The 19,146-nt window shown below is 31.6% G+C and carries 22 protein-coding genes; 5 read left to right on the forward strand and 17 right to left on the reverse strand.

Annotated elements, in window-relative coordinates:
• Nucleotides 1-74: 74 nt before the first annotated feature.
• From alaS to AA088_RS18485, 5 genes are all read left to right on the forward strand, one after another.
• On the forward strand, nucleotides 75-2,687 hold the full coding sequence (alaS, locus tag AA088_RS16520) for an alanine--tRNA ligase (protein ID WP_046746149.1): 2,613 nt from the start codon (nucleotides 75-77) through the stop codon (nucleotides 2,685-2,687).
• Between the two features lie 39 nt (nucleotides 2,688-2,726).
• Nucleotides 2,727-3,125, forward strand: coding sequence for a hypothetical protein (locus tag AA088_RS16525; protein WP_157547307.1), 399 nt, complete (start codon nucleotides 2,727-2,729; stop codon nucleotides 3,123-3,125).
• Between the two features lies 1 nt (nucleotide 3,126).
• Nucleotides 3,127-4,077: a GSCFA domain-containing protein gene (locus tag AA088_RS16530; protein ID WP_046746151.1), complete on the forward strand. Its 951-nt coding sequence runs from the start codon at nucleotides 3,127-3,129 to the stop codon at nucleotides 4,075-4,077.
• Between the two features lie 115 nt (nucleotides 4,078-4,192).
• On the forward strand, nucleotides 4,193-4,381 hold the full coding sequence (locus tag AA088_RS16535; protein ID WP_046746152.1) for a hypothetical protein: 189 nt from the start codon (nucleotides 4,193-4,195) through the stop codon (nucleotides 4,379-4,381).
• 168 nt (nucleotides 4,382-4,549) lie between these two features.
• Nucleotides 4,550-4,726 (forward strand): hypothetical protein, encoded by a 177-nt coding sequence (locus AA088_RS18485; RefSeq protein ID WP_157547309.1) that lies wholly within the window; start codon nucleotides 4,550-4,552, stop codon nucleotides 4,724-4,726.
• Nucleotides 4,727-4,998: 272 nt separating this feature from the next.
• Here the strand turns inward: AA088_RS18485 and AA088_RS16545 are convergent, their stop codons facing one another.
• The 17 genes from AA088_RS16545 to AA088_RS16625 form a co-directional block, all read right to left on the reverse strand.
• Nucleotides 4,999-5,886 carry an SPL family radical SAM protein gene (locus AA088_RS16545; protein WP_046746154.1) on the reverse strand — a complete coding sequence of 296 codons (888 nt, stop codon included), beginning with the start codon at nucleotides 5,884-5,886 and terminating at the stop codon, nucleotides 4,999-5,001.
• Nucleotides 5,870-6,592, reverse strand: coding sequence for a DNA alkylation repair protein (locus AA088_RS16550; protein WP_046746155.1), 723 nt, complete (start codon nucleotides 6,590-6,592; stop codon nucleotides 5,870-5,872). Before AA088_RS16550 ends, AA088_RS16545 begins: the two co-directional genes overlap by 17 nt.
• 161 nt (nucleotides 6,593-6,753) lie before the next feature.
• Nucleotides 6,754-7,647, reverse strand: a complete 894-nt coding sequence (locus AA088_RS16555; RefSeq protein ID WP_046746156.1) for a T9SS type A sorting domain-containing protein — start codon at nucleotides 7,645-7,647, stop codon at nucleotides 6,754-6,756.
• Nucleotides 7,648-7,794: 147 nt separating this feature from the next.
• Nucleotides 7,795-8,385, reverse strand: coding sequence for a hypothetical protein (locus tag AA088_RS16560; RefSeq protein ID WP_046746157.1), 591 nt, complete (start codon nucleotides 8,383-8,385; stop codon nucleotides 7,795-7,797).
• 49 nt (nucleotides 8,386-8,434) lie between these two features.
• Nucleotides 8,435-8,614, reverse strand: a complete 180-nt coding sequence (locus AA088_RS16565) for a hypothetical protein (RefSeq protein ID WP_046746158.1) — start codon at nucleotides 8,612-8,614, stop codon at nucleotides 8,435-8,437.
• 174 nt (nucleotides 8,615-8,788) lie between these two features.
• The gene (locus AA088_RS16570; RefSeq protein WP_082106823.1) at nucleotides 8,789-10,444 is read right to left on the reverse strand and encodes a serine hydrolase domain-containing protein; all 1,656 of its coding nucleotides are present in this window, start codon (nucleotides 10,442-10,444) and stop codon (nucleotides 8,789-8,791) included.
• A 71-nt stretch (nucleotides 10,445-10,515) separates the two neighbouring features.
• Nucleotides 10,516-11,316, reverse strand: a complete 801-nt coding sequence (locus tag AA088_RS16575) for a helix-turn-helix domain-containing protein (protein ID WP_046746160.1) — start codon at nucleotides 11,314-11,316, stop codon at nucleotides 10,516-10,518.
• Nucleotides 11,317-11,478: 162 nt separating this feature from the next.
• A complete protein-coding gene (locus tag AA088_RS17815; protein ID WP_052752939.1) occupies nucleotides 11,479-12,528 on the reverse strand; it encodes a ligand-binding sensor domain-containing protein in 1,050 nt (349 codons plus the stop codon).
• Between the two features lie 346 nt (nucleotides 12,529-12,874).
• Nucleotides 12,875-13,576, reverse strand: a complete 702-nt coding sequence (locus AA088_RS16585) for a hypothetical protein (protein WP_157547311.1) — start codon at nucleotides 13,574-13,576, stop codon at nucleotides 12,875-12,877.
• A gap of 152 nt (nucleotides 13,577-13,728) precedes the next feature.
• Nucleotides 13,729-14,184, reverse strand: coding sequence for a hypothetical protein (locus tag AA088_RS16590; RefSeq protein WP_046746162.1), 456 nt, complete (start codon nucleotides 14,182-14,184; stop codon nucleotides 13,729-13,731).
• A gap of 160 nt (nucleotides 14,185-14,344) precedes the next feature.
• Nucleotides 14,345-14,878: a hypothetical protein gene (locus tag AA088_RS16595; protein WP_046746163.1), complete on the reverse strand. Its 534-nt coding sequence runs from the start codon at nucleotides 14,876-14,878 to the stop codon at nucleotides 14,345-14,347.
• A gap of 68 nt (nucleotides 14,879-14,946) precedes the next feature.
• Nucleotides 14,947-15,567: a hypothetical protein gene (locus AA088_RS16600; protein WP_046746164.1), complete on the reverse strand. Its 621-nt coding sequence runs from the start codon at nucleotides 15,565-15,567 to the stop codon at nucleotides 14,947-14,949.
• A 99-nt stretch (nucleotides 15,568-15,666) separates the two neighbouring features.
• The gene (locus AA088_RS16605) at nucleotides 15,667-16,245 is read right to left on the reverse strand and encodes a hypothetical protein (protein WP_046746165.1); all 579 of its coding nucleotides are present in this window, start codon (nucleotides 16,243-16,245) and stop codon (nucleotides 15,667-15,669) included.
• 116 nt (nucleotides 16,246-16,361) lie between these two features.
• Complete coding sequence (locus tag AA088_RS16610; protein WP_046746166.1) at nucleotides 16,362-16,793, reverse strand: hypothetical protein; 432 nt, start codon at nucleotides 16,791-16,793, stop codon at nucleotides 16,362-16,364.
• A gap of 97 nt (nucleotides 16,794-16,890) precedes the next feature.
• A complete protein-coding gene (locus tag AA088_RS16615) occupies nucleotides 16,891-17,319 on the reverse strand; it encodes a VOC family protein (protein ID WP_046746167.1) in 429 nt (142 codons plus the stop codon).
• 27 nt (nucleotides 17,320-17,346) lie between these two features.
• A complete protein-coding gene (locus AA088_RS16620; RefSeq protein WP_046746168.1) occupies nucleotides 17,347-18,093 on the reverse strand; it encodes a DUF6597 domain-containing transcriptional factor in 747 nt (248 codons plus the stop codon).
• Between the two features lie 161 nt (nucleotides 18,094-18,254).
• Nucleotides 18,255-19,031 (reverse strand): SDR family NAD(P)-dependent oxidoreductase, encoded by a 777-nt coding sequence (locus tag AA088_RS16625; RefSeq protein ID WP_046746169.1) that lies wholly within the window; start codon nucleotides 19,029-19,031, stop codon nucleotides 18,255-18,257.
• Between the last annotated feature and the right edge of the window lie 115 nt (nucleotides 19,032-19,146).

A 19,146-nucleotide genomic window follows, 5' to 3' on the forward strand; every position in this document is an offset into this window, starting at 1 on the left:
AAAATTAAAGAAGGTTAAGATAATTTTAATAAGTGAACGAATTATCAACCCAATAGTATATAAAAATATAATTCATGAAATCTCAGGATATTAGAGCAAAGTTTTTAGATTTTTTCAAATCCAAATCACATCAGATTGTACCTTCTGCACCTATGGTGATGAAAAATGACCCAACTTTGATGTTTATCAACTCTGGTATGGCTCCATTTAAAGAATATTTTTTGGGAAATGGAACGCCTCCAAATAATCGTATTGCCGATACACAAAAATGTCTTCGTGTAAGTGGGAAACATAATGACTTGGAAGAAGTAGGGTATGATACATATCACCATACGATGTTTGAGATGCTTGGAAACTGGAGTTTTGGAGATTATTTTAAAAAAGAAGCGATTTCTTGGGCTTGGGAATTATTGACAGAAGTTTACAAAATAGATAAAGATATTTTATACGTAACTGTTTTTGAAGGAAGCGAGGAAGATGGACTATCTCTCGATCAAGAAGCATACAATTTATGGAAAGAAATTGTCCCTGAAGAACGTATCCTGATGGGAAGTAAAAAGGATAATTTCTGGGAAATGGGAAGTCAAGGACCTTGTGGGCCATGTTCAGAAATACATGTTGACATTCGCTCTGCGGAAGAAAAAGCAAAAGTTCCGGGAGCAGTATTAGTTAATATGGATCATCCACAAGTAGTGGAAATTTGGAACCTTGTATTCATGCAATACAATCGTAAGGCAGATCAATCCTTAGAAAAATTGCCAGCGCAACATGTAGACACAGGGATGGGCTTTGAACGCTTGTGTATGGTATTGCAAAATGTAACTTCAAATTATGATACTGATGTTTTCACACCAATCATTCGAGAAATAGAAACGATTTCGGATGTAGTGTACGGAAAAAATGAAAAAACAGATATTGCCATTCGTGTTATTGCTGATCACGTGCGAGCAGTATCTTTCTCTATTGCCGATGGGCAGTTACCTAGTAATAACGCTGCTGGATATGTAATTCGTCGAATTTTACGTAGAGCCATTCGTTACGGATTTACTTTCCTAAACAAAAAAGAGCCGTTCATATATCGACTGGTAGAGGTTTTAGATAAAAAAATGGGAAGTGCATTTCCTGAAATTAAAGAACAAAAACAACTCATTCAAAACGTCATCAAAGAAGAAGAACAATCCTTCTTGCGTACGCTCGATCAAGGGTTGGTATTGCTGGATCGTGTAATCGAAAATGTAACAGGTGATACAATTTCTGGAAAAAAAGTATTTGAGTTAAAAGATACCTATGGTTTTCCAGAAGATTTGACAGAGTTAATTTTAAAAGAGCGCGGACTTAAATACCATCGAGAAGAATTCGAAAAAGCGTTACAAATACAACAAGAAGGCGGGCGAAAAGCAACAGAAATCCAAGCAGACGATTGGGTTGTATTACTAGAAGACGAAGATCAAGAGTTTGTTGGATATGATACGTTGGAAGTAAATGTAAAACTAACGCGTTATCGCAAAATTGAAACAAAAAAAGAAGGAGTGCAGTACCAACTGGTTTTCAATATGACGCCATTTTACCCAGAAGGTGGTGGACAAGTTGGCGATAAAGGATATTTAGAAATGCCAAATGGAGATGTTGTTTATATTTTGGATACCAAAAAAGAGAACAATCTAATCATTCATATAGCAAAGAACTTACCGAAACAATTGAATGAAACCATGCGGGCAGTTGTTGATGGGAAGCAACGAGAACGAACTGCTGCTAATCATACTGCAACTCACTTATTGCATCAAGCATTGCGTGAAATTTTGGGAGAGCACGTTGAACAAAAAGGCTCGGCAGTGCATTCAAAATACTTACGTTTTGACTTTTCACATTTTTCTAAACTAACGGTTGAAGAACTTCGCGATGTAGAAGATTTTGTCAATGCACGAATAGAAGGGAAACTTCCGTTGATTGAAAAAAGAAATCAACCAATAGAAGAAGCAATGAAAGAAGGAGCGATGGCTCTTTTTGGAGAAAAATATGGAGATACAGTACGCTCAATTCGATTTGGGAAATCTATCGAATTGTGTGGAGGAACTCACGTAGAGAATACGGCAGATATTTGGCACTTTAAAATTAAATCTGAAGGAGCTGTAGCGGCAGGAATTCGTCGTATAGAAGCAATTACTTATGATGCTACCAAGGAGTTTTATGCTAATAATAACAGAGCTTATTACGAAATCAAAGATGTGTTGAACAATCCTAAAGATGCTGTAAAAGCCGTTTCTGATTTAAAAGATGAAAATGCAAAACTAAAAAAACAAATAGAGCAATTATTAAAAGATAAGGCTAAGAATTTGAAAAGTGAACTTAAGCACGAATTGGAAGAGATTAACGGAGTGCAATTTTTAGCTAAAAAAGTTGATCTTGACCAAAACAGAATCAAAAATCTTGCGTTTGAATTAGGAGGAGAAATGGATAATCTATTCTTGTTCTTTGCTACTGCCACTGAAGATAAAGTAATGCTAACCTGTTATATTTCAAAAGAGTTAGTAACTGCGCGTGGTTATGATGCAGGAAAAGTGGTGCGAGAATTAGGAAAACTCATTCATGGCGGCGGCGGCGGACAGGCTTTCTTTGCTACGGCAGGTGGTAAGAATCCTGGTGGAATACCAAAAGCTATGGAGCGTGTACGTGAATATGTAAAATAAATAGCAATAAAAGTGTATAATAACTAAATGATAAAATCTATGAAAAACATATATTTAACCCTGTTGGTCTTCTTTTTTTCTTTTCCAATGTTAGCACAAGAAGAAGCTCCAAAAGATGCAGATGATGATAAAGTGTATGTGTGGTGTGTTATGCCCAATAAAAAAGGATACTGGTTGCCTTTAACAACGCCGACAGCAGCTGAAATTACTGATTTTCAGGAAAAATTGGTTTATTTGAAAATACTTGATGCTAATGATATCACTGAAAAAGGAAAATTAGATCGCGCTACGAGTGATGCAATTTTGAAAATGGAAAAAATCAAAGGAGTTACTTATGAAAGCAAAGAATTGGTTGGAATCACGCAAGGAATGAAAAACCGATTGCTTTTAATGTATCATACAGCCAAGCGCGCAGAAGAACATAAAGAAAAGCAATAAAATGTTATTGCAAACCCATATTCCGTTTCAAAAAGAAACACATAACCCAATAGGATATGATTCCAATATCATGCTATTGGGTTCTTGTTTTTCAGAACATATGGGTCATAAACTAGCGTATTATAAATTTTCTGTATTTCAAAACCCATTTGGAATTTTATTTCACCCAAAAGCTATTGAAAATATACTTCTCAAAGCAATCAATCAAGAAAAGTATGATGCGCGTGATGTTTTTTTTCAAAATGAACGTTGGCATTGTTTTGAAGCGCATTCTGAGTTGAGTCATTCTGATAAAGAAACTGTACTGAATAATTTGAATGCAGCTATAACGGCTACACATATACAATTGCAAAAGGCTACACATGTCATTATTACCTTAGGAACTGCGTGGACATATAGGCATATTGAAACGGATACCATTGTCGCAAATTGTCATAAAGTGCCACAGAAGAAATTTTTAAAAGAGTTGCTTTCTTCTTCAGAAGTTTCGGCAAGTATAGAAAATTCCATTACGCTATTAAAAAGTATTAATCCAGCAATAACCATTCTATTGACAGTGTCGCCAGTACGACATTTAAAAGATGGTTTTATGGAAAATCAACGAAGTAAGGCGCATTTATTGGCAGGGATTCATGAACTTGTAGAAACGCGTCATCAAATTCATTATTTTCCTTCTTATGAATTAATGATGGACGAATTGCGGGATTATCGTTTTTACACAACCGATATGATTCACCCAAATGCAGTAGCGGTGAATTATATTTGGGAAAAATTTCAATACACGTGGATATCTTCCCAAAGCGAACCTGTTATGGAAGAAGTAGCATCTATTCAACGTGGCTTAGCGCACAAGGCTTTCAATCCTGCATCTAAACAACACCAGGAGTTCTTGTTAAAACTTCAATTAAAAATAGAGCAATTACAACAAGAATTTCCACACATTAACTTTTAATAAAAAGCATACTTTGTTTATCGCCTCTTTTTTATAAAATGAAGGCTACCTATGTTGATTATGAAAATCAGCAGTTCTACTTTCATACTATTATTAATTTTTAAAACATCGTATTATGAAAAGAACAAAAAGTATGTTACAGTTAAAAAAGTCGGTAATATCAAACCTAAAAGGAAGCAATCTTCAAGGTGGTCGCGTAACGACAGATCAAGATACAATGAAGTATTGTGATGATAGTTCTACACAAAATACCAATCCGGCAACTTTGAGTTATTCCAATTGTGGGCAATGTGGAGGCTGGTAAAAAACGTGAGGAGTTGACAAAAATCAACTCCTTTTTTACGATCAGTAGCAATGAAAATATTTAATCTTTTTAAGGGACTTTCTTTTATAAAACGAAGGCGAGTCCTTTTGTTTTGGAAGATTTTGAAAGATACTTTTAGCATATCAATAATTTAAAAATATATTTATTATGAAAAAAAATCTGAAAGGTTTACGATTAACCAAAAAAACGATTTCTGATCTTCAAGCATTAAATGTAAAAGGGGCAATAGCGGCTCATTCTGCTGGAACAGATTGTCATACAAACTCATGTGGAACACGATGTAGAGCCTGTAAGGAAACAACTGTTTATACAATTGTATGTTAATTCAAAAGCGAACTTTGGTTCGCTTTTCTTTTTTTACTTATTAAAGAATTTTTGAATATAAATGATTTGATAACAGATGCTTAAGTCTAAAGCGAGCTTAAGTTGAGATTTTAAAGAATCCAGCTTTCTTAAGTACTTTTATGCTTTTTACAACTTCTTCTTTCGGAATTTCTCTTTCTTTATTCATATAATAATTACAGGATATAGAAGTCGAAATAAGAATGAGAATTAATATGTTGAATTTCGTTTTTTTAAAATCATGCCCAATGGTTTTATATACGGTCGCTAATTTCATATTTTTCACTTAATTCTTTCATTTTATTAGCAAATGCTTTTTTATAAAATGTAGGCATTTGTGACCCACTTTTAAAATAGTTCAAATATTTGTTTTCTAATTCAGGATAATATTTCCTAATAGCATTTATTACTAATGTTTTGCTATCTGCAGAACCATTTCCAAAAAGGGTAATGGTTGCCGGAAGCACATAGCTTACTTTACTAGCTTTGAATGTGGAAAATAATAAATCTAAATGCTCTGTAGTATCCGATATGAAAGGCAATAAAGGCATTAAACTGACTCCTGTGTAAAAATTTTTGTTAACCGTTCTGTTTAATACGTTAAGTCTTTTTGTTGGTTTTGTTGCTCCTTTTTCAAATATTTTGGCAACATTATTGTCAAGCGTTGAGAAAGAAAAGGAAATAATTGTTCCTCTATTGTTTAATCTGATTTTTAAGTCTTGTGGAAGTATTGCAGTTTTATCTATTTGATGTAATAAATCAAAATCTCTTTCAATTAAGTCAGATTTTGTAATGATATGAACGGGAAACTTATATTTCGCAATTACTTTTAAAGCTTCTCTTGTTAATTCGTACTTTTTCTCTATTTGTAAATAGGGGTCTGTTGCAGAAGATAGAATAATTATTCCATATTCATTTTTCTTTGCTCTATTGAATAATTGCCTATCTAAAACTTCAATTGCATTAGTTTTAATAGATAAACTATCTTCAAGATTTGTTCCATATTTACTTCCTCTTATGTAACAATATAAACAGTTGAAAGAACAACTGCTATATAAATTTAACGTGTAATCATCTAAAAAACAGTCATCTCGTTTTTTAGTTTTGTTTAAAACTGATTTAACTTCAATTTCTCTTGGCATAAGTATTTCTGTTTAAGCCAATTTTAATTTTATTTCTAAACCAATTAGCAACTTTTTCGGTGTTTTCTATGTCTGATTTGTATAACTCGATAATGTCTGGATGAAATTTTGCGATAGTTTTTGCTGACCAACCTACACCTTGTCTAATCTCTTTATCTTTTGTGTTAGCCATTGGAAGCAATATATTAAACATGGTTTTTACATTCTCTTTATCTAACCCTTTTTTTATTGCATAATGTGTTCCTGCTCCTAATGATCGAATAACCCAATTAGTTTTGTGTTTGGACAATTTTTTTAGTTCAGGAATAGTTTTTTGTGGTTGATGTAAAAGTGAATATCCATAAACTCGTTCGCCAATAATATCGCATACATACCAAATATCTGCGTCAGCAATATATTCTGTTGCCTTTTCGATAGATTGTTTAAAATTAATGTTTAACCTTTTTTGTAAAATTTTACCTAAAAGCACATTTCCTCCTTCAGTTTTTAAGTTTTGGATATTGTCACAAAATGGGATGTGTTGATTTTCTGGAAGGATTTCATAAATTACTTCTGCACAATATTCTAAAATTGGAAATTTAACTTTGCTGGACAAAATAGATATGTGAATTTCTGAAATTAGACTATTTAAACCACTTTGAGTATACTTCACAAAACACTTGTCAAGTATTTCTTTTATTTCTGATTTTTTAGTTATTAATCTCATTAATTCGTTAGTTGTGTCTCTAATTAATGGAAACCTTCTCAGTTATGAGTAGTTGTGTGGGTTAGTACTTAACTTTGTAATACACATCAAACTGAAAGTGCGCAAGGATTTTCAGAAGTAAGCGAGAACAAGCAATTACTTATAGCTATAGTTGGAAATCGTTATTTCTTTATAAGCTTAATTTGTTGATGAGTATCTTGAGTGTCCAAATTAATAAAATAAATTCCTGAAGGTTGATTTAATTCAAATTGATAGAAAACACTATTAATATCCTTTTCTTGATATATAACTTGTCCTAATATATTAATCACTTTTAAGTCAATATTCTTTAAATTTCCAAAATTTAGATTAACAGTTCCTAAATTAGGATTAGGAAATACTGTTATGTTATTATTAATAGTATTTTCAGAGAGACTTAGTACAGCCGTTGAAAAGTCTAACTCATCAATCATTAAGAGTGATATGGAGCCTGTACTACCTCCAGTAAAACGAATTTCATCAATGTTTTCCCATGCTGAAGAAAATGTCAAAGTGCCTCCATTGGCAGCTGGATTAGAATCTTTAGCATATGTTACAGAGCCACTCGTATCACTAGTAGTAAAATCTATATTATCAGTAACAATGCTCATACCATCTCTATATCCTGTAATAGTTGCAGTAAAAGCGTAGCCATTTGCAGGGTTTTTTGCTGACATGTCTGCCTCCATAGACACCATTTTGAATTCAGAACCATCGGAACTACCAAATCGATAATCAAATGTTCCAATATTAGGACCGTTTATACTACCTGCATTATCAATATTGTACATCATGCCTAAGTCACTAGGCACAGGAGTAATTATAAAAGTAGCATTTTCTGAAAGTGAGGCCATTTGACTTATTGAATTAGGAGAGATTTGTTGAAATCTAATTCCGTTTGTTGTATAATCAAGACCTCTTAAAGCAGGAGTCAGTGCATCAAAGTTTTCGTCATTTACCTGTCCCCAAAGAGAAGATGATATTAATATCAATAAAATGGTAAAAGAATAAATTTTAAAATTGTAATTTTTTTTCATGTGTTGTCTTTTAAATTAGTGTTTTAATGTTTTACAATGGTTTTTGTTATGATGCGTTCTGAAAAAAATCGCAGGATTCTTTCCTGTCATAGTCGAAAGATAGTAAAATTGCAATGAAATTCCGATAGGAGTTTCAGTCGCAATAAACTATATACGTTGTTGAAAAGCGTTTTTTATTTTTTTAATTCCAAAATGATATATTAATGTCAATACAATAAAAATTAAAATGTTAGCCATCCACCCAATTAAAATCCAATATGGATTTAGTGTGAAATTATATCCGAAAGACCAATCACTTGGTAAATAATCTCTGTGAAAGGAGGTAATCAAAATTATAAATCTTTCAATTGTTATTACAAATAACAGGCTAATAATAATTCTTGTAATTAGATATTTAGTCACAAATTTTAGCCTGAAAAGTTGCGTGAGTATGAACCAAAATAATGGCTGAACCCAAAATGCATACGCATACTTTCCTATCTGTTCGTTACAATACTCTTCCTTTTGTAATTCAGTTTCTAGTTCAAAGTAGTTTGAGATTGTTCCAAACAGCCAGAGAACAAACCAAATAATCCCTATATAAATAACTGTTTCAATCGCACTTTTGTCAAAATCAGCAAGCCATTTTTTGTCTTTAAAAAAGTCTTTGATTATGAAATAGCTAATTGAATAAAATCCAAACCCAACGAGAATATCAATTCTCAATATATCTCTAATAAACAGTAGAAATTCACTCAATGGTTATCGTTTCTTATATGTTTTACAAGGTTTCTTGTAGGGAGCATATTTAGTATATAAATTGTTGTAGCATGTTGTCTTTTAAGGTTTTATAAAAGTCACTTCTATCTGCATTATCTGGTAATCCGGCTACTTGTCCATCTCCGAGTTCCATAATAATCCAGTCTCCATTTTTCTTTTTAGCTCCTTTTATAAACCTTAAAGCTGTTGTTATATTCCCAGCCGTCAATTCCTCAAAGCTGATTAACGAAAAGTTAAATCCTACATTAATTGCAGCTTTTTTTCTTCTTCATAATCAGGATCGATTACCTTATTATCAAATACGCTATCACAAAATATTAATCTCATTATTCAGTTTTTCTGCAATGTATTACGCTTATATATTGTTTGGAACCGGCTTTTTTTAATTTTCAAGGAAAGGTAAAATATATTCTTCAAAAATCTTTTCTGGTTGCTGTGTTTTTCCATTTTTATAATTTCCAGATGTAATAACAACAACTATTTTCAAACTAGGGATTACAAAAATATATTGTCCACCAGCACCTCTAGCTTCAATGGATTCTATTCTTTTTCCGTTTACTTGATACTTGTGATGCCACCATAAATAACCATAACCATTTTTATCCGGTACATTATCTAAATTGCGATAATTTTTAAATGAGTCTTCCACCCATTTTTTAGATAAAATACGTTTGCATCTCCATTTTCCTTGATTAAGATAAAGTTCTCCAAATTTTAACATATCTCTTGGCGTTAGATACATTCCACCTCCAAAATATGGTTTTCCTTTCAAGTCTGTTTGTATGATATAATTCGAAATTTCAAGTTTTTGAAAAAGGTATTTGTCCATAAATAATTCCAAAGGTTCAGAAACTACTGAATCCATTGCAACTCCAAGTAAAAATGGATTTGCTGTACCATAATTTGCCTCTGTGTTAGGTTCGTTTATCATTTTCGCTTTCAGAATTGTCTCTGTCCAATCTCTAGTAGGTTGGTAATTATTTTCAGATGCGGCCGATTTTCTCTCTCTCGTATAATCGTCAGCATCTAGCCCAGAACTCATTGTTAAAAGACTTTGAATATCAATTTCTGACTTTAAACTGTCTTTTAGAATTTGATATTTATTTGGTAAAAATTCAAAAATGGACTGCTCAACACTTGTAAATAATGATTTATCTTTTGCAATTCCAACAATAGTGGATGAAATACTTTTTGATGCTGAACGCATATCGTGTGTGATATTTGCATTGTAACCGTCAAAATAATTTTCGTAAACTATTTTTCCTTTTTTTGAAATCAAAACGGAATGTGTGTTAGGTAGTGAATTCTTTGAAATAAGCTTTTCCATTTCGGGAAGTTTAAGAGTAGAAATTGTATTATCATTCTTGAAACCCCCAATTTCCCAATCAGTTGTAGATTTTTTTAAAACTACTTGTGTAATTGAGTTTTTACCTAAATAGATGCCTAATTGAATTTCATTTGTGGTTAGCTCTCCTTTAAACTCCAATCCAGTTTTGAAATCAGTAAACGAAATTAAATCGTTTTCTTTTTGAAAATTATCGCACCAAGTTCCTGTAAATCTATTATCACCAAAAATTGGGTACGCTTGATAATTATTTCCTTCTCCATTTTCAACACTTAAATAAAGTTTATCTGATTTTAATTCATCTATCATTAATAGGTTCCAAATTCCTGTATAAGTGTTGTTTTTTGACTTATTGAGTTTTAAGTGATACAGAAGCATTCCAGATTTGATAAACCCATTAATTTCTTTGCCATTTTTAGAAAGTACACCTTCAAAGAAATAATTTTCAGCAAATGGTATTTTTAATATTGAAGTGTTTTTTGGATTAAATGGAAAGTCAATAATACTTTTATTATTTGAAATTTTGAATCTAGCTTTTTCAAGTCCTAAATTTTCAATTTCAACATTTAGATTGAACGCTTTTGAATTTTCAATTTTGCCTTCCCAACCGCTTGTATATTCTGCCATATCTTGAGCGTAGGTTGAAAATGAAAAAAGAATGATAAGTAAGACTATTATGTTTTTAATTCTCATTTTTTGATTGATTTTTTAATGAGTTGTAAAAATGAGAATTCTATCCTTATTGAAATTGTATAATATTAACATTAGCCAATTTTTCTCAATAATTTTGTTGGTGTTGTATGATATATACGTTTGAAGTTTGAAATGAAATGACTTTGGTCGTAGAAACCACATTGATAACAAATTTCCGTCATAGAAAATCTTTTTGACATGAGTAAGTAAAATGCTTTATTCAGTTTCATCAATCGAACGTAGTTACCAAGACTTGTCCCAAAATATCTGTTAAACTCTCTAGACAAATGAACTGGATGAACTCCTAATTTTAGACTTAAACTTTTTAGAGAATAGTCTATTTTTTCCTCAATTAGTAACTCTTTTACCTGGTTTACCCAAATTGGCATTTTTGAATTTATTTTTTTTGATTCTTTTATCGTGTTAAATATATCAATCAAGTTACTCTCAATACTTAAATTTGAATATTGGTCGTTAATTTTAGTCTCAACAAATATACGGTTCATCAAGTTTTTTATAATTGGATTCTGTAAATTGAGACTTCCTTCAAAATCTGTTGTTTTAATATCAAAATTTGAAAACCATTTCTCGTTTAATTCAATATGAAAACCTCTTGTAAATTCAGGTGGTTTTATGTTGTAATGTGCATCTTGCCAATTATGAAATAATAGATTCCCTGGCTCTAAATAATAGGATTCTTTTTTATTAGATTCAAATAATTTGCCTTGAAGTAGATAAGTGAAATACGGATTTTCGTGATAATGCCAATCTACTTTACTATGTGTATACTCTGTATCTGTAATTATTAGATTTTCAAAAGCCGATTTTTGGTAATGTATTCCGTAAAATTCTCCTGTTTTTAGTTTGTTCATTCTTTTTTTTTAGCTTGTTGCCAACGGTTTCGGTTACGAGCAGTTGGGATTTTAAGCTCTAAATTTTCGATTTAGAATAGACCTTTGTTTTATGTTTGGATTTTCATTTTATCACCTTCTTCCCAATTGTTTATAGCCAATGTTGTGAGTTCGTGTTTTTTTTTAATTCCAAGGGCCATTTGTCGTTACATTTATTGTTTTTCCGTCTTTGTCAATTTTATATAATCCACCTGCGCAGCCTAACCAAATATTTCCTTTTTTGTCTTTCAAAAAACTCATTGTAGAAGTTGGAACTTTATAATTTATGAACTCATTATTTTTATAATTATAAACTCCGTTGTTTGTCGAACTGATCCATAAATCGGTTGAGTTGTCTTTGTAAATTGTGAAAACATCACTTTTGTCCAATCCATTGATTTTAGGGAATTGAACGATTTTATTTCCATCGTACTTGTTTAAGCCGCCATTCCCTTTGCGTTTGTCAGTGTCTGCATTGTCTTTTTCTGCTACTCTTGTTCCAATCCAAACGTTTCCTTCTTTGTCCTCTGCAATGGTTTGGACATTATTTGAATTTAAACCTTCTTTAGTAGTGAAATGTACAAACGAATTTCCGTCAAATTTACTTACTCCGTAACCGTCTCTTCCGAACCAAATATTCCCTTTAGTATCTTCAGTGATTGAGGTTATCCAATCTTTTGTGTCCGGATTGATTTTGGTTTCAATTTTCGGGTAAGGAATTGGAAAATTTTGAAATTGATTTCCTTCAAACTTACAAACTCCTCCCCAAGTTCCAATCCAAAAGTTTCCTTTACTATCAATTAACAGATTACTTATCATATTACTACATAGTCCGTCTTTCTCTGAATAATTGGTGAACGTTTTTCCGTCAAATTTTGATATTCCTGCACCTGTTCCGAACCATAAACTCCCTGCCTTATCTTCAATTATATTTGTTACTCGATTGTTTGGTAATCCGTCTTTTGTAGTTAAGTACGTCAAATTACTTCCATTATATTTTGCCACTCCTTTTTCTAAAGTTCCAAACCACAGGTTTCCTTTTGAGTCTTGAAATGTTTCTACTACATATTGTCCAATTTGTTCGGGTTTTTTCTGTTCAGTCTGATTTTTAATTTCGACAGTTCCCTTTTTCTTCTCTTGGGAATTACAAGAAGCCGTTAAAATAGTCAATAATGATAAAAGTAAAATCTTCATTTTTGGTTCGGGTTTAATATGACGCACAGCGTTTAGTGTAAAATGTGTTTTAATGCAGTTTAGGATTTGTTGTGTTCAGTTTTCGTTGCCAATAATTTATAAATTTTACTTTCCAAATATTCTTTTAAAATGCTTTCGTTCATCTTTTATTAAATGGTTTATTTTAATTTATAAATAGCAGTGATAATGCTCCAATTAATACAGATATTATAACCATTATAATTACAAATGTCCATCTTTTCTTGTTTGTCATAATTTGTGTTTTTAATGTTTAACAACGTTAGGTATATGAAGCGTAGCCTGTTAATAGGCGGCTATGATTTCATATACAGTGTTATATGCTGACTTATTTTATGCTCAATTCAAATTGGTTAATGTGTTTCAAATTCTGTTGTTCCTCTAAATGGTTAACTTTCATAAATTCTATAAATTCAACTCTGTTATTCCATTCGGTAATTAGAAAACAATCGGGATTGTAATAATATCCATATGGAGACTCTCCTTTTGAAAGCTCTAGAATCATTTTTCCTTTATGTTTATAAATATTGTTGGTAGTTTTCTCTTTAAATTTCTGAAAATCTGATGATTGCTTTTTCCAATAAGCAGTTGCTACGTAAAATTTATTGGATAAGAATTCAAAACTTAAATCTTCCTTTAGCTCATAGTGAGTGTTATAAAAAATAGTCCATATTTCTCTTCTTAAAGAATGAAAATCTGGAAATTCAAATTCCAGTTGTTTCATAATACGATCTAAACTTGCTTTATTTTTCCATGCTCCTAAAACTATTATGTCGGGAGTATAATTGCCTTGAATTGCGTTTTTATTAATTGGTATACTTGAAATAGGTATATACCCTAATTCTATAGCTCTTGGTAAAACAGAGTCTTTTAAATATTTACGCATACTTAAAGAATCTGCTTCTTTGTTAAATTTTAAGGGAAGGACATCAAAAATTTGTCCTTGATTCAAGACAACCGATTTGCTGTTCTGAGCCGAAAGGATAGTATACCAAGTCAAAAATATTAGAAGTATAAATATATTTTTCATTCTCTCGTTTTTGGTTTGTACATAACGCATTCGTGTATGATTTTTTGCGGGAAAAGGGCAAGAGTCCTTTTCCGTTGTTGTGGAAAGATAATTAATAAGATTGAATTTCTAGCGAGGAAATTCAATCTTATTAATATAACCTGTTTTCTATATTAATTATTCTTTAAAATTTCTAAAATCAATTTATTATAATTAGGAAATTCATTATCTGTATTTTGTATTATGAACTTATCAATTAATGCAATCTGATTCTCGTTTAAATGTTGACTAATAAGTCTATAAGTTCCAATAATTACTGAAGCTAATATATGAGTGGGTTGAGTATCAGAGGGTAATACTTTAATGTCAGTCAAGCTAATTTCAAGCCCTATACCATGGGCATAATTTTCAAGTATATATTCAATAGAGTTTAAAATATATACTTTTATAGATTTCATATAAGCGGTTTCTTGAAAATCAACATTGTAAGCTTTCCAGTCTCTCCACTCACACTTATCAATAACTTTTGATTTCTCATTAACTTTGTTTAGTTCTAAATCAACTCCACCAAAACATCCTCTTCCATTTAGTTGTTTTTTATAAAAAAATAATTTTCTTTGGGGATTCATCGAATTGGTTATAGCGGTTTGTGTATGATTTTTTGTGGAAAAAGGACGTGAGTCATTTTTCGATGTTGCGGAAAGATACTTAATAATATTGAATTTCTGGTGCGGCTGAATTTCAGCCGTAATTAATTATACACCTTGTTGGCAAATCGTTTTAGTTTATTTATAAATTAAACATTGATTTAGCTTTTTGCCACAATAAATTATAGCTATTATTGTCAACCGTTTTTATTTCTTTTAATTCAAATTCCATTTCGTTTTTCCATTCCACTTTATAGATTCCACCACCTTCATCAATTTCAGTCGCTTTAAAGTCAAATGATTTTAGAAACATAGTTAAACCTGTTATTCCACCATAAGGATATCCACAAGAATAGAATTCAAGTCTCGCTTTTCCGTTTCCGATTTTTTTGCATTCCAGAAATTCAATATCAATATTTTCAACAAGATGTTCTACCATTGAATAAAAATGCCAAGTTTCCTCTTTGGTCTCAAATGTCTCAATCTCAGGTGTCAAGTCTGAGTCAGCGAAATAATAGTTTTTTAGAGTGTAATTAGGAAATTTGTCCAACCAATATTTGTCGGATTTATAATCTCCACTTTTTTTAGATACTGAAATGAGATCAAGAAGTTTAGTTAAGTCATTAAACCTATCTTCATTATTCATTTCAAATTCTATATATTCGTTCTTTCCCAATATTTTTTTAAATGTTTGCCAACGGTTTGGCTAAGCTGCGTTTTAATGCAGTTTAGGTTTTGTTGTGCTTAGTTATTTTCTATTGTGAATCTACTATTCTCTATTAAACATAAGAGGTTCTCTTTCCAATTTTTTGCCAACGAACCACCATTGTCATTATCCATTGAATCTATAATCACTCCATTCAAAAGATATTCGGCCGAAGCAACGACTTTCTTATTATCGACACTTATACCAGCCGGTCCTCTAGCAGAATGATGTTCGTGCATTGGCATTTCGGAATAGGTTATTTTAAAACCATTTTCACATATTTCTTTTGCTTGAACATTAAATTCAGAATCAATTATTGAAAGAATAACTAAAATTTGTGGACTAGCCCAAGAACCAGTCTTTAGACGATTCCATAAATCAGCTTTTAATTCAAACTGTCTAGTTTTGTCAATTTTAAGAGTTGCAAGAGCAGCGACTAAATGTGGTCTCCAATCTTCATTCTTTAATAGCAATCTAACTCCATCTACTATATCTTTAGTTGAGTTTTTAGTAATTATATAATCAAGTCTATCAATACTTTTTGTGAGATTCCATTCTTTGGGTGGATTCGGAATATCAAATAAATTCATAAATGGTAAATGATTCGGATGTCCGTTCCAGAAGTCATTAAAAACTCCAAAGTTTGGTCTTTTACTCATTTTTTTCTAATTAAGCATAACGGTTGTGTATGATTTGTTGCGTGGGTTCGGCACTAAGTTAGTAAATTAAAACTGGCAATAATTCATTGCTATACAACGTTATTTAAATTCAGTTTTCGATTCCAAATCTCCATTAAGAATTACATTTTTTATTTTAGTTCTTTCAGCGTTTATATCCTCAAAACTTTCATTATGGTTAAAAGTGTAGCTTATATCAAAAATACAATTACAAGAACAATGAGAACCATATGAATGATATATGATATTCAGCGTTTTTTTATTCAATTCTGCTTCACATAGAAACTTTGAGCAGCAATTTTCTAGAGCTTTAAAACTAATAGTAAAAGATTTTTTATCAATGAGGATATTCTGAATTTCTTTATCTTTTGTATAGTCATCTTCTCCATCAACCGAGTTATCACATTCAGATACTTCAATTGATTTAAGAATGTAACCATTTCCCCATTTCAATCCGTAAAGTTTTTCACTATTGTGAAATATTTGTGTTCCTTTTGGAGGAACTACTTTAATTTTAGAGTCTTCTTCTTTTAGGGTGTCAACTTTTTTAACATTAGATTCAATAATTATCTTGTCAACATTTTCCGCTTGCTTTTCTTTTTTATTACAGCTAATAAAAGAAAACATTATCAGAATTATGATTGCGATTTTAGATTTCATTGAGAGTTTCAGTAATGTTGTACAACGTTTTAGTATAACCGTCAGTTACGGGATTAAAGTTAATGTTTTTCGGTTAAGCATTGCGGTTATACCTTGTCGTGTGTAGTTTAAACACTTTAAAGAGTAAGCTCCAATGTTCCAGAAACTAAACTTATATGACAACAATCAGTGCTAACAGTATAGATACTACTAATGACTTCTTGATTATTTATAAATCCTTTAAATTGAATTTCTCGTTCTTGATTTACTTCAAGACTTGTGTCATTTAAGAGAGGATATTGCCCAAATTGTTGTGCCATTTCAAATTCAGATGTAGAGAGCAATATAGTCATGTCATCATTATTCTCAATATTTATAACTTCAAAAGAATCCAAAGCAACAGGATTTTGGTTTTGGTCTTTAATGGATATTACAATTGTTCGAAATTCGAGTGTACATACCACATTTCCACAATCAGAGTTTGAATCATCATCGTTGTTACAAGAAATTGGAATAGTAATTATGAAAAGAGATGTTATTATTAAAAATAGTCTTAGAGATTTAATCATTATTTTAAGTTTTTTTATAAGATGTGAAAAAAGTAGAATGGTTGCGTCAAAATTACACACAACGGTATTGCTTATACACGTTGTTGTGTGCCGTTTTTTATTGTTCCGCACTTTTTTCGGCAAATCCAAGTATGTAACCGTTATTGTCCTTTAAGTAAAATTCACGCATTCCATACCAAGCCGTTTTCAGTTCGGTCGGGTTCAAGCCTTTCACCTTAATTTGCTCGTAAAAATCGTCAATTCCGTCAACTTCCATATAAAACGAAACACTGGCCGATAATGGAAGTTCCTTTGCAAAAACTACATCTCTTTTGAAACTTTCTGTTCTTTGAAACATCATTTCAACATTGTCTTTGTTTACTAAAGCATAGACATATTCTTTATCATCAGCAAATGATTGTTCTATTCTGTCCTGTGTTTCGGGAACAGCCATTACAAGAGAAAACCCTAAAAAGGATTGATAAAACTCTACTGTTTTTCTAATGTCCTTGACCTCAAAGTTTGGCGTTAATTTGTTTACTTTCATTTTATTGATTTTAATTATGAAGTAAATTTAAGTCGCTTGAATGGTTGTCAATTGTAAAAATCGGTCGTTTTTGTTCAAGTGCAGATTTGTTGGTGTCGAACCTGTTATTTGCTTTACCTGCTTGATAAAATGGGCCTGGTCGTAATAATCGTTTTCGGGAAAAAGTTTGCCGTTTGCAATGTGTTTTAGCGAAGAATGGCATTTTAAGATATTACAGAATGTTTTAAGCGAAAATCCGAAACGACTGTTGAAATACCTGTTGATTTGCCGACTACTCCAAATAATCCTTTCCGAAAGTTCTTGGACTGAAATATCGCCCTTTCGTTCATAAAGAATCTTAAAAAGTTCAAATTTTCTGCTGTCGATTTCTTTTAGGTTTTTGAGTCCGTAATGCAGTTTCTCAGTTATAGAATCTGTAAATTTCTCAAAATTGTAAAGGTCCAAACTTTGGAAGTCCAAAATCGTTAATGGCAGTTCTGTTTTTGTGTTTTTGAGTTCTTTGATTGACTGTTTAAAAACATACTCGGAAGAAATCAGTTTGAAGCGAACCCCAATCAGTTTGGTATTTTTAGATATGGAAATTTGGATTTGTTCTGTCCAAACTCCTGTCAGCGAAACTTTAGTAATTTGTCCATTTTTGATTTCAAAAATCAAGTCGAAAAATCCGTCTGGAAGTATTTCATAGTTGCATTCCTTTTCGCAAGTTTCAAACTCCCAAAAGCTTTTTATGAAGTTGGAAATAAATCCTTTGGTATGTTTTTCTTGGTAGTTCACTTGGTTTGTTCAAATGGCACACAACGGTCTCGTATAACCGTCAGTTGCGGGATTAAAGTTAATGATTTTCGGTTAAGCACTGGTGTTAGCAATTCCGAGTGTATTCGGGCGTATTCGAATCCGCCGTAATTGCGGTTATATAGTTTTAGCCACAGGATTTTTTAATTCTCTTGTAATTTTCTTATTTGTTTTAAAAGTATTTTTTTAGGTGTTAATGGAACAAACGAAATCATAATTTTTTGTGATAAAGTCAGTCCTGAAATCACATCTAATTTTCCTTTTAGCATAGCTTCATACCCTTCTTTAGCAACTTTGTATGGAGAAACAGCATTTTTAAACAATTCAGAATTTTCCATTCCTGCTGTTTTTCCAAAACCTGTATCTGTAACTCCTGGCATTAAATTAGTAATTGTAACATTTGAATCGTGTAACTCTTCTGCGATTGCATTACTCAAAAATTGAACATAGGATTTAGTCGCATAATAGACTGCTTGTAATGGCCCTGGCATATATGAAGCTGTTGAACTGGTATTTAAAATCCTACCACTATTTCGTTCAACCATTTCAGGTAGAAATAAATGCATAAGTTCAGTTACAGCAATCATATTAAGATTAATCATTTGGATTTGTCTTTCCCAAGGTAATTCGTGGAATTTACCTCTAAGTCCAAATCCAGCATTATTGAGTAGGTAATCAATTTGTGTACCTTTATTTTTTATTTCGTCATACAATTCTTTTGCACTTTCAGGTCGGCTTAAATCTTTTGAAATAATAGTAATCTCAATATTGTATTTTTGTTCAAGTTCGTTTTTTAATTCAATTAAGTTCGATTCTGTTCTCGCTACTAAAATGGAATTTCCTCCATATTCTGAATGAATTCTGGCAAGTTCTTTTCCTATTCCACTACTTGCTCCTGTTATTAATGCTGTTTTACTCATTTTTTTGTTTTTCTTGTGGCTAACGGTCTCGGCTATGAGTAGTTGCGTGGGTTAGTACTTATCTTTGCAAGTACACACCAAGCTGAAAATCCGCGAGGATTTTCAGAAGTAGCAG

The sequence above is a fragment of the Kordia zhangzhouensis genome, from assembly GCF_001005305.1.
GTDB classification, from domain to species: Bacteria; Bacteroidota; Bacteroidia; order Flavobacteriales; family Flavobacteriaceae; genus Kordia; species Kordia zhangzhouensis.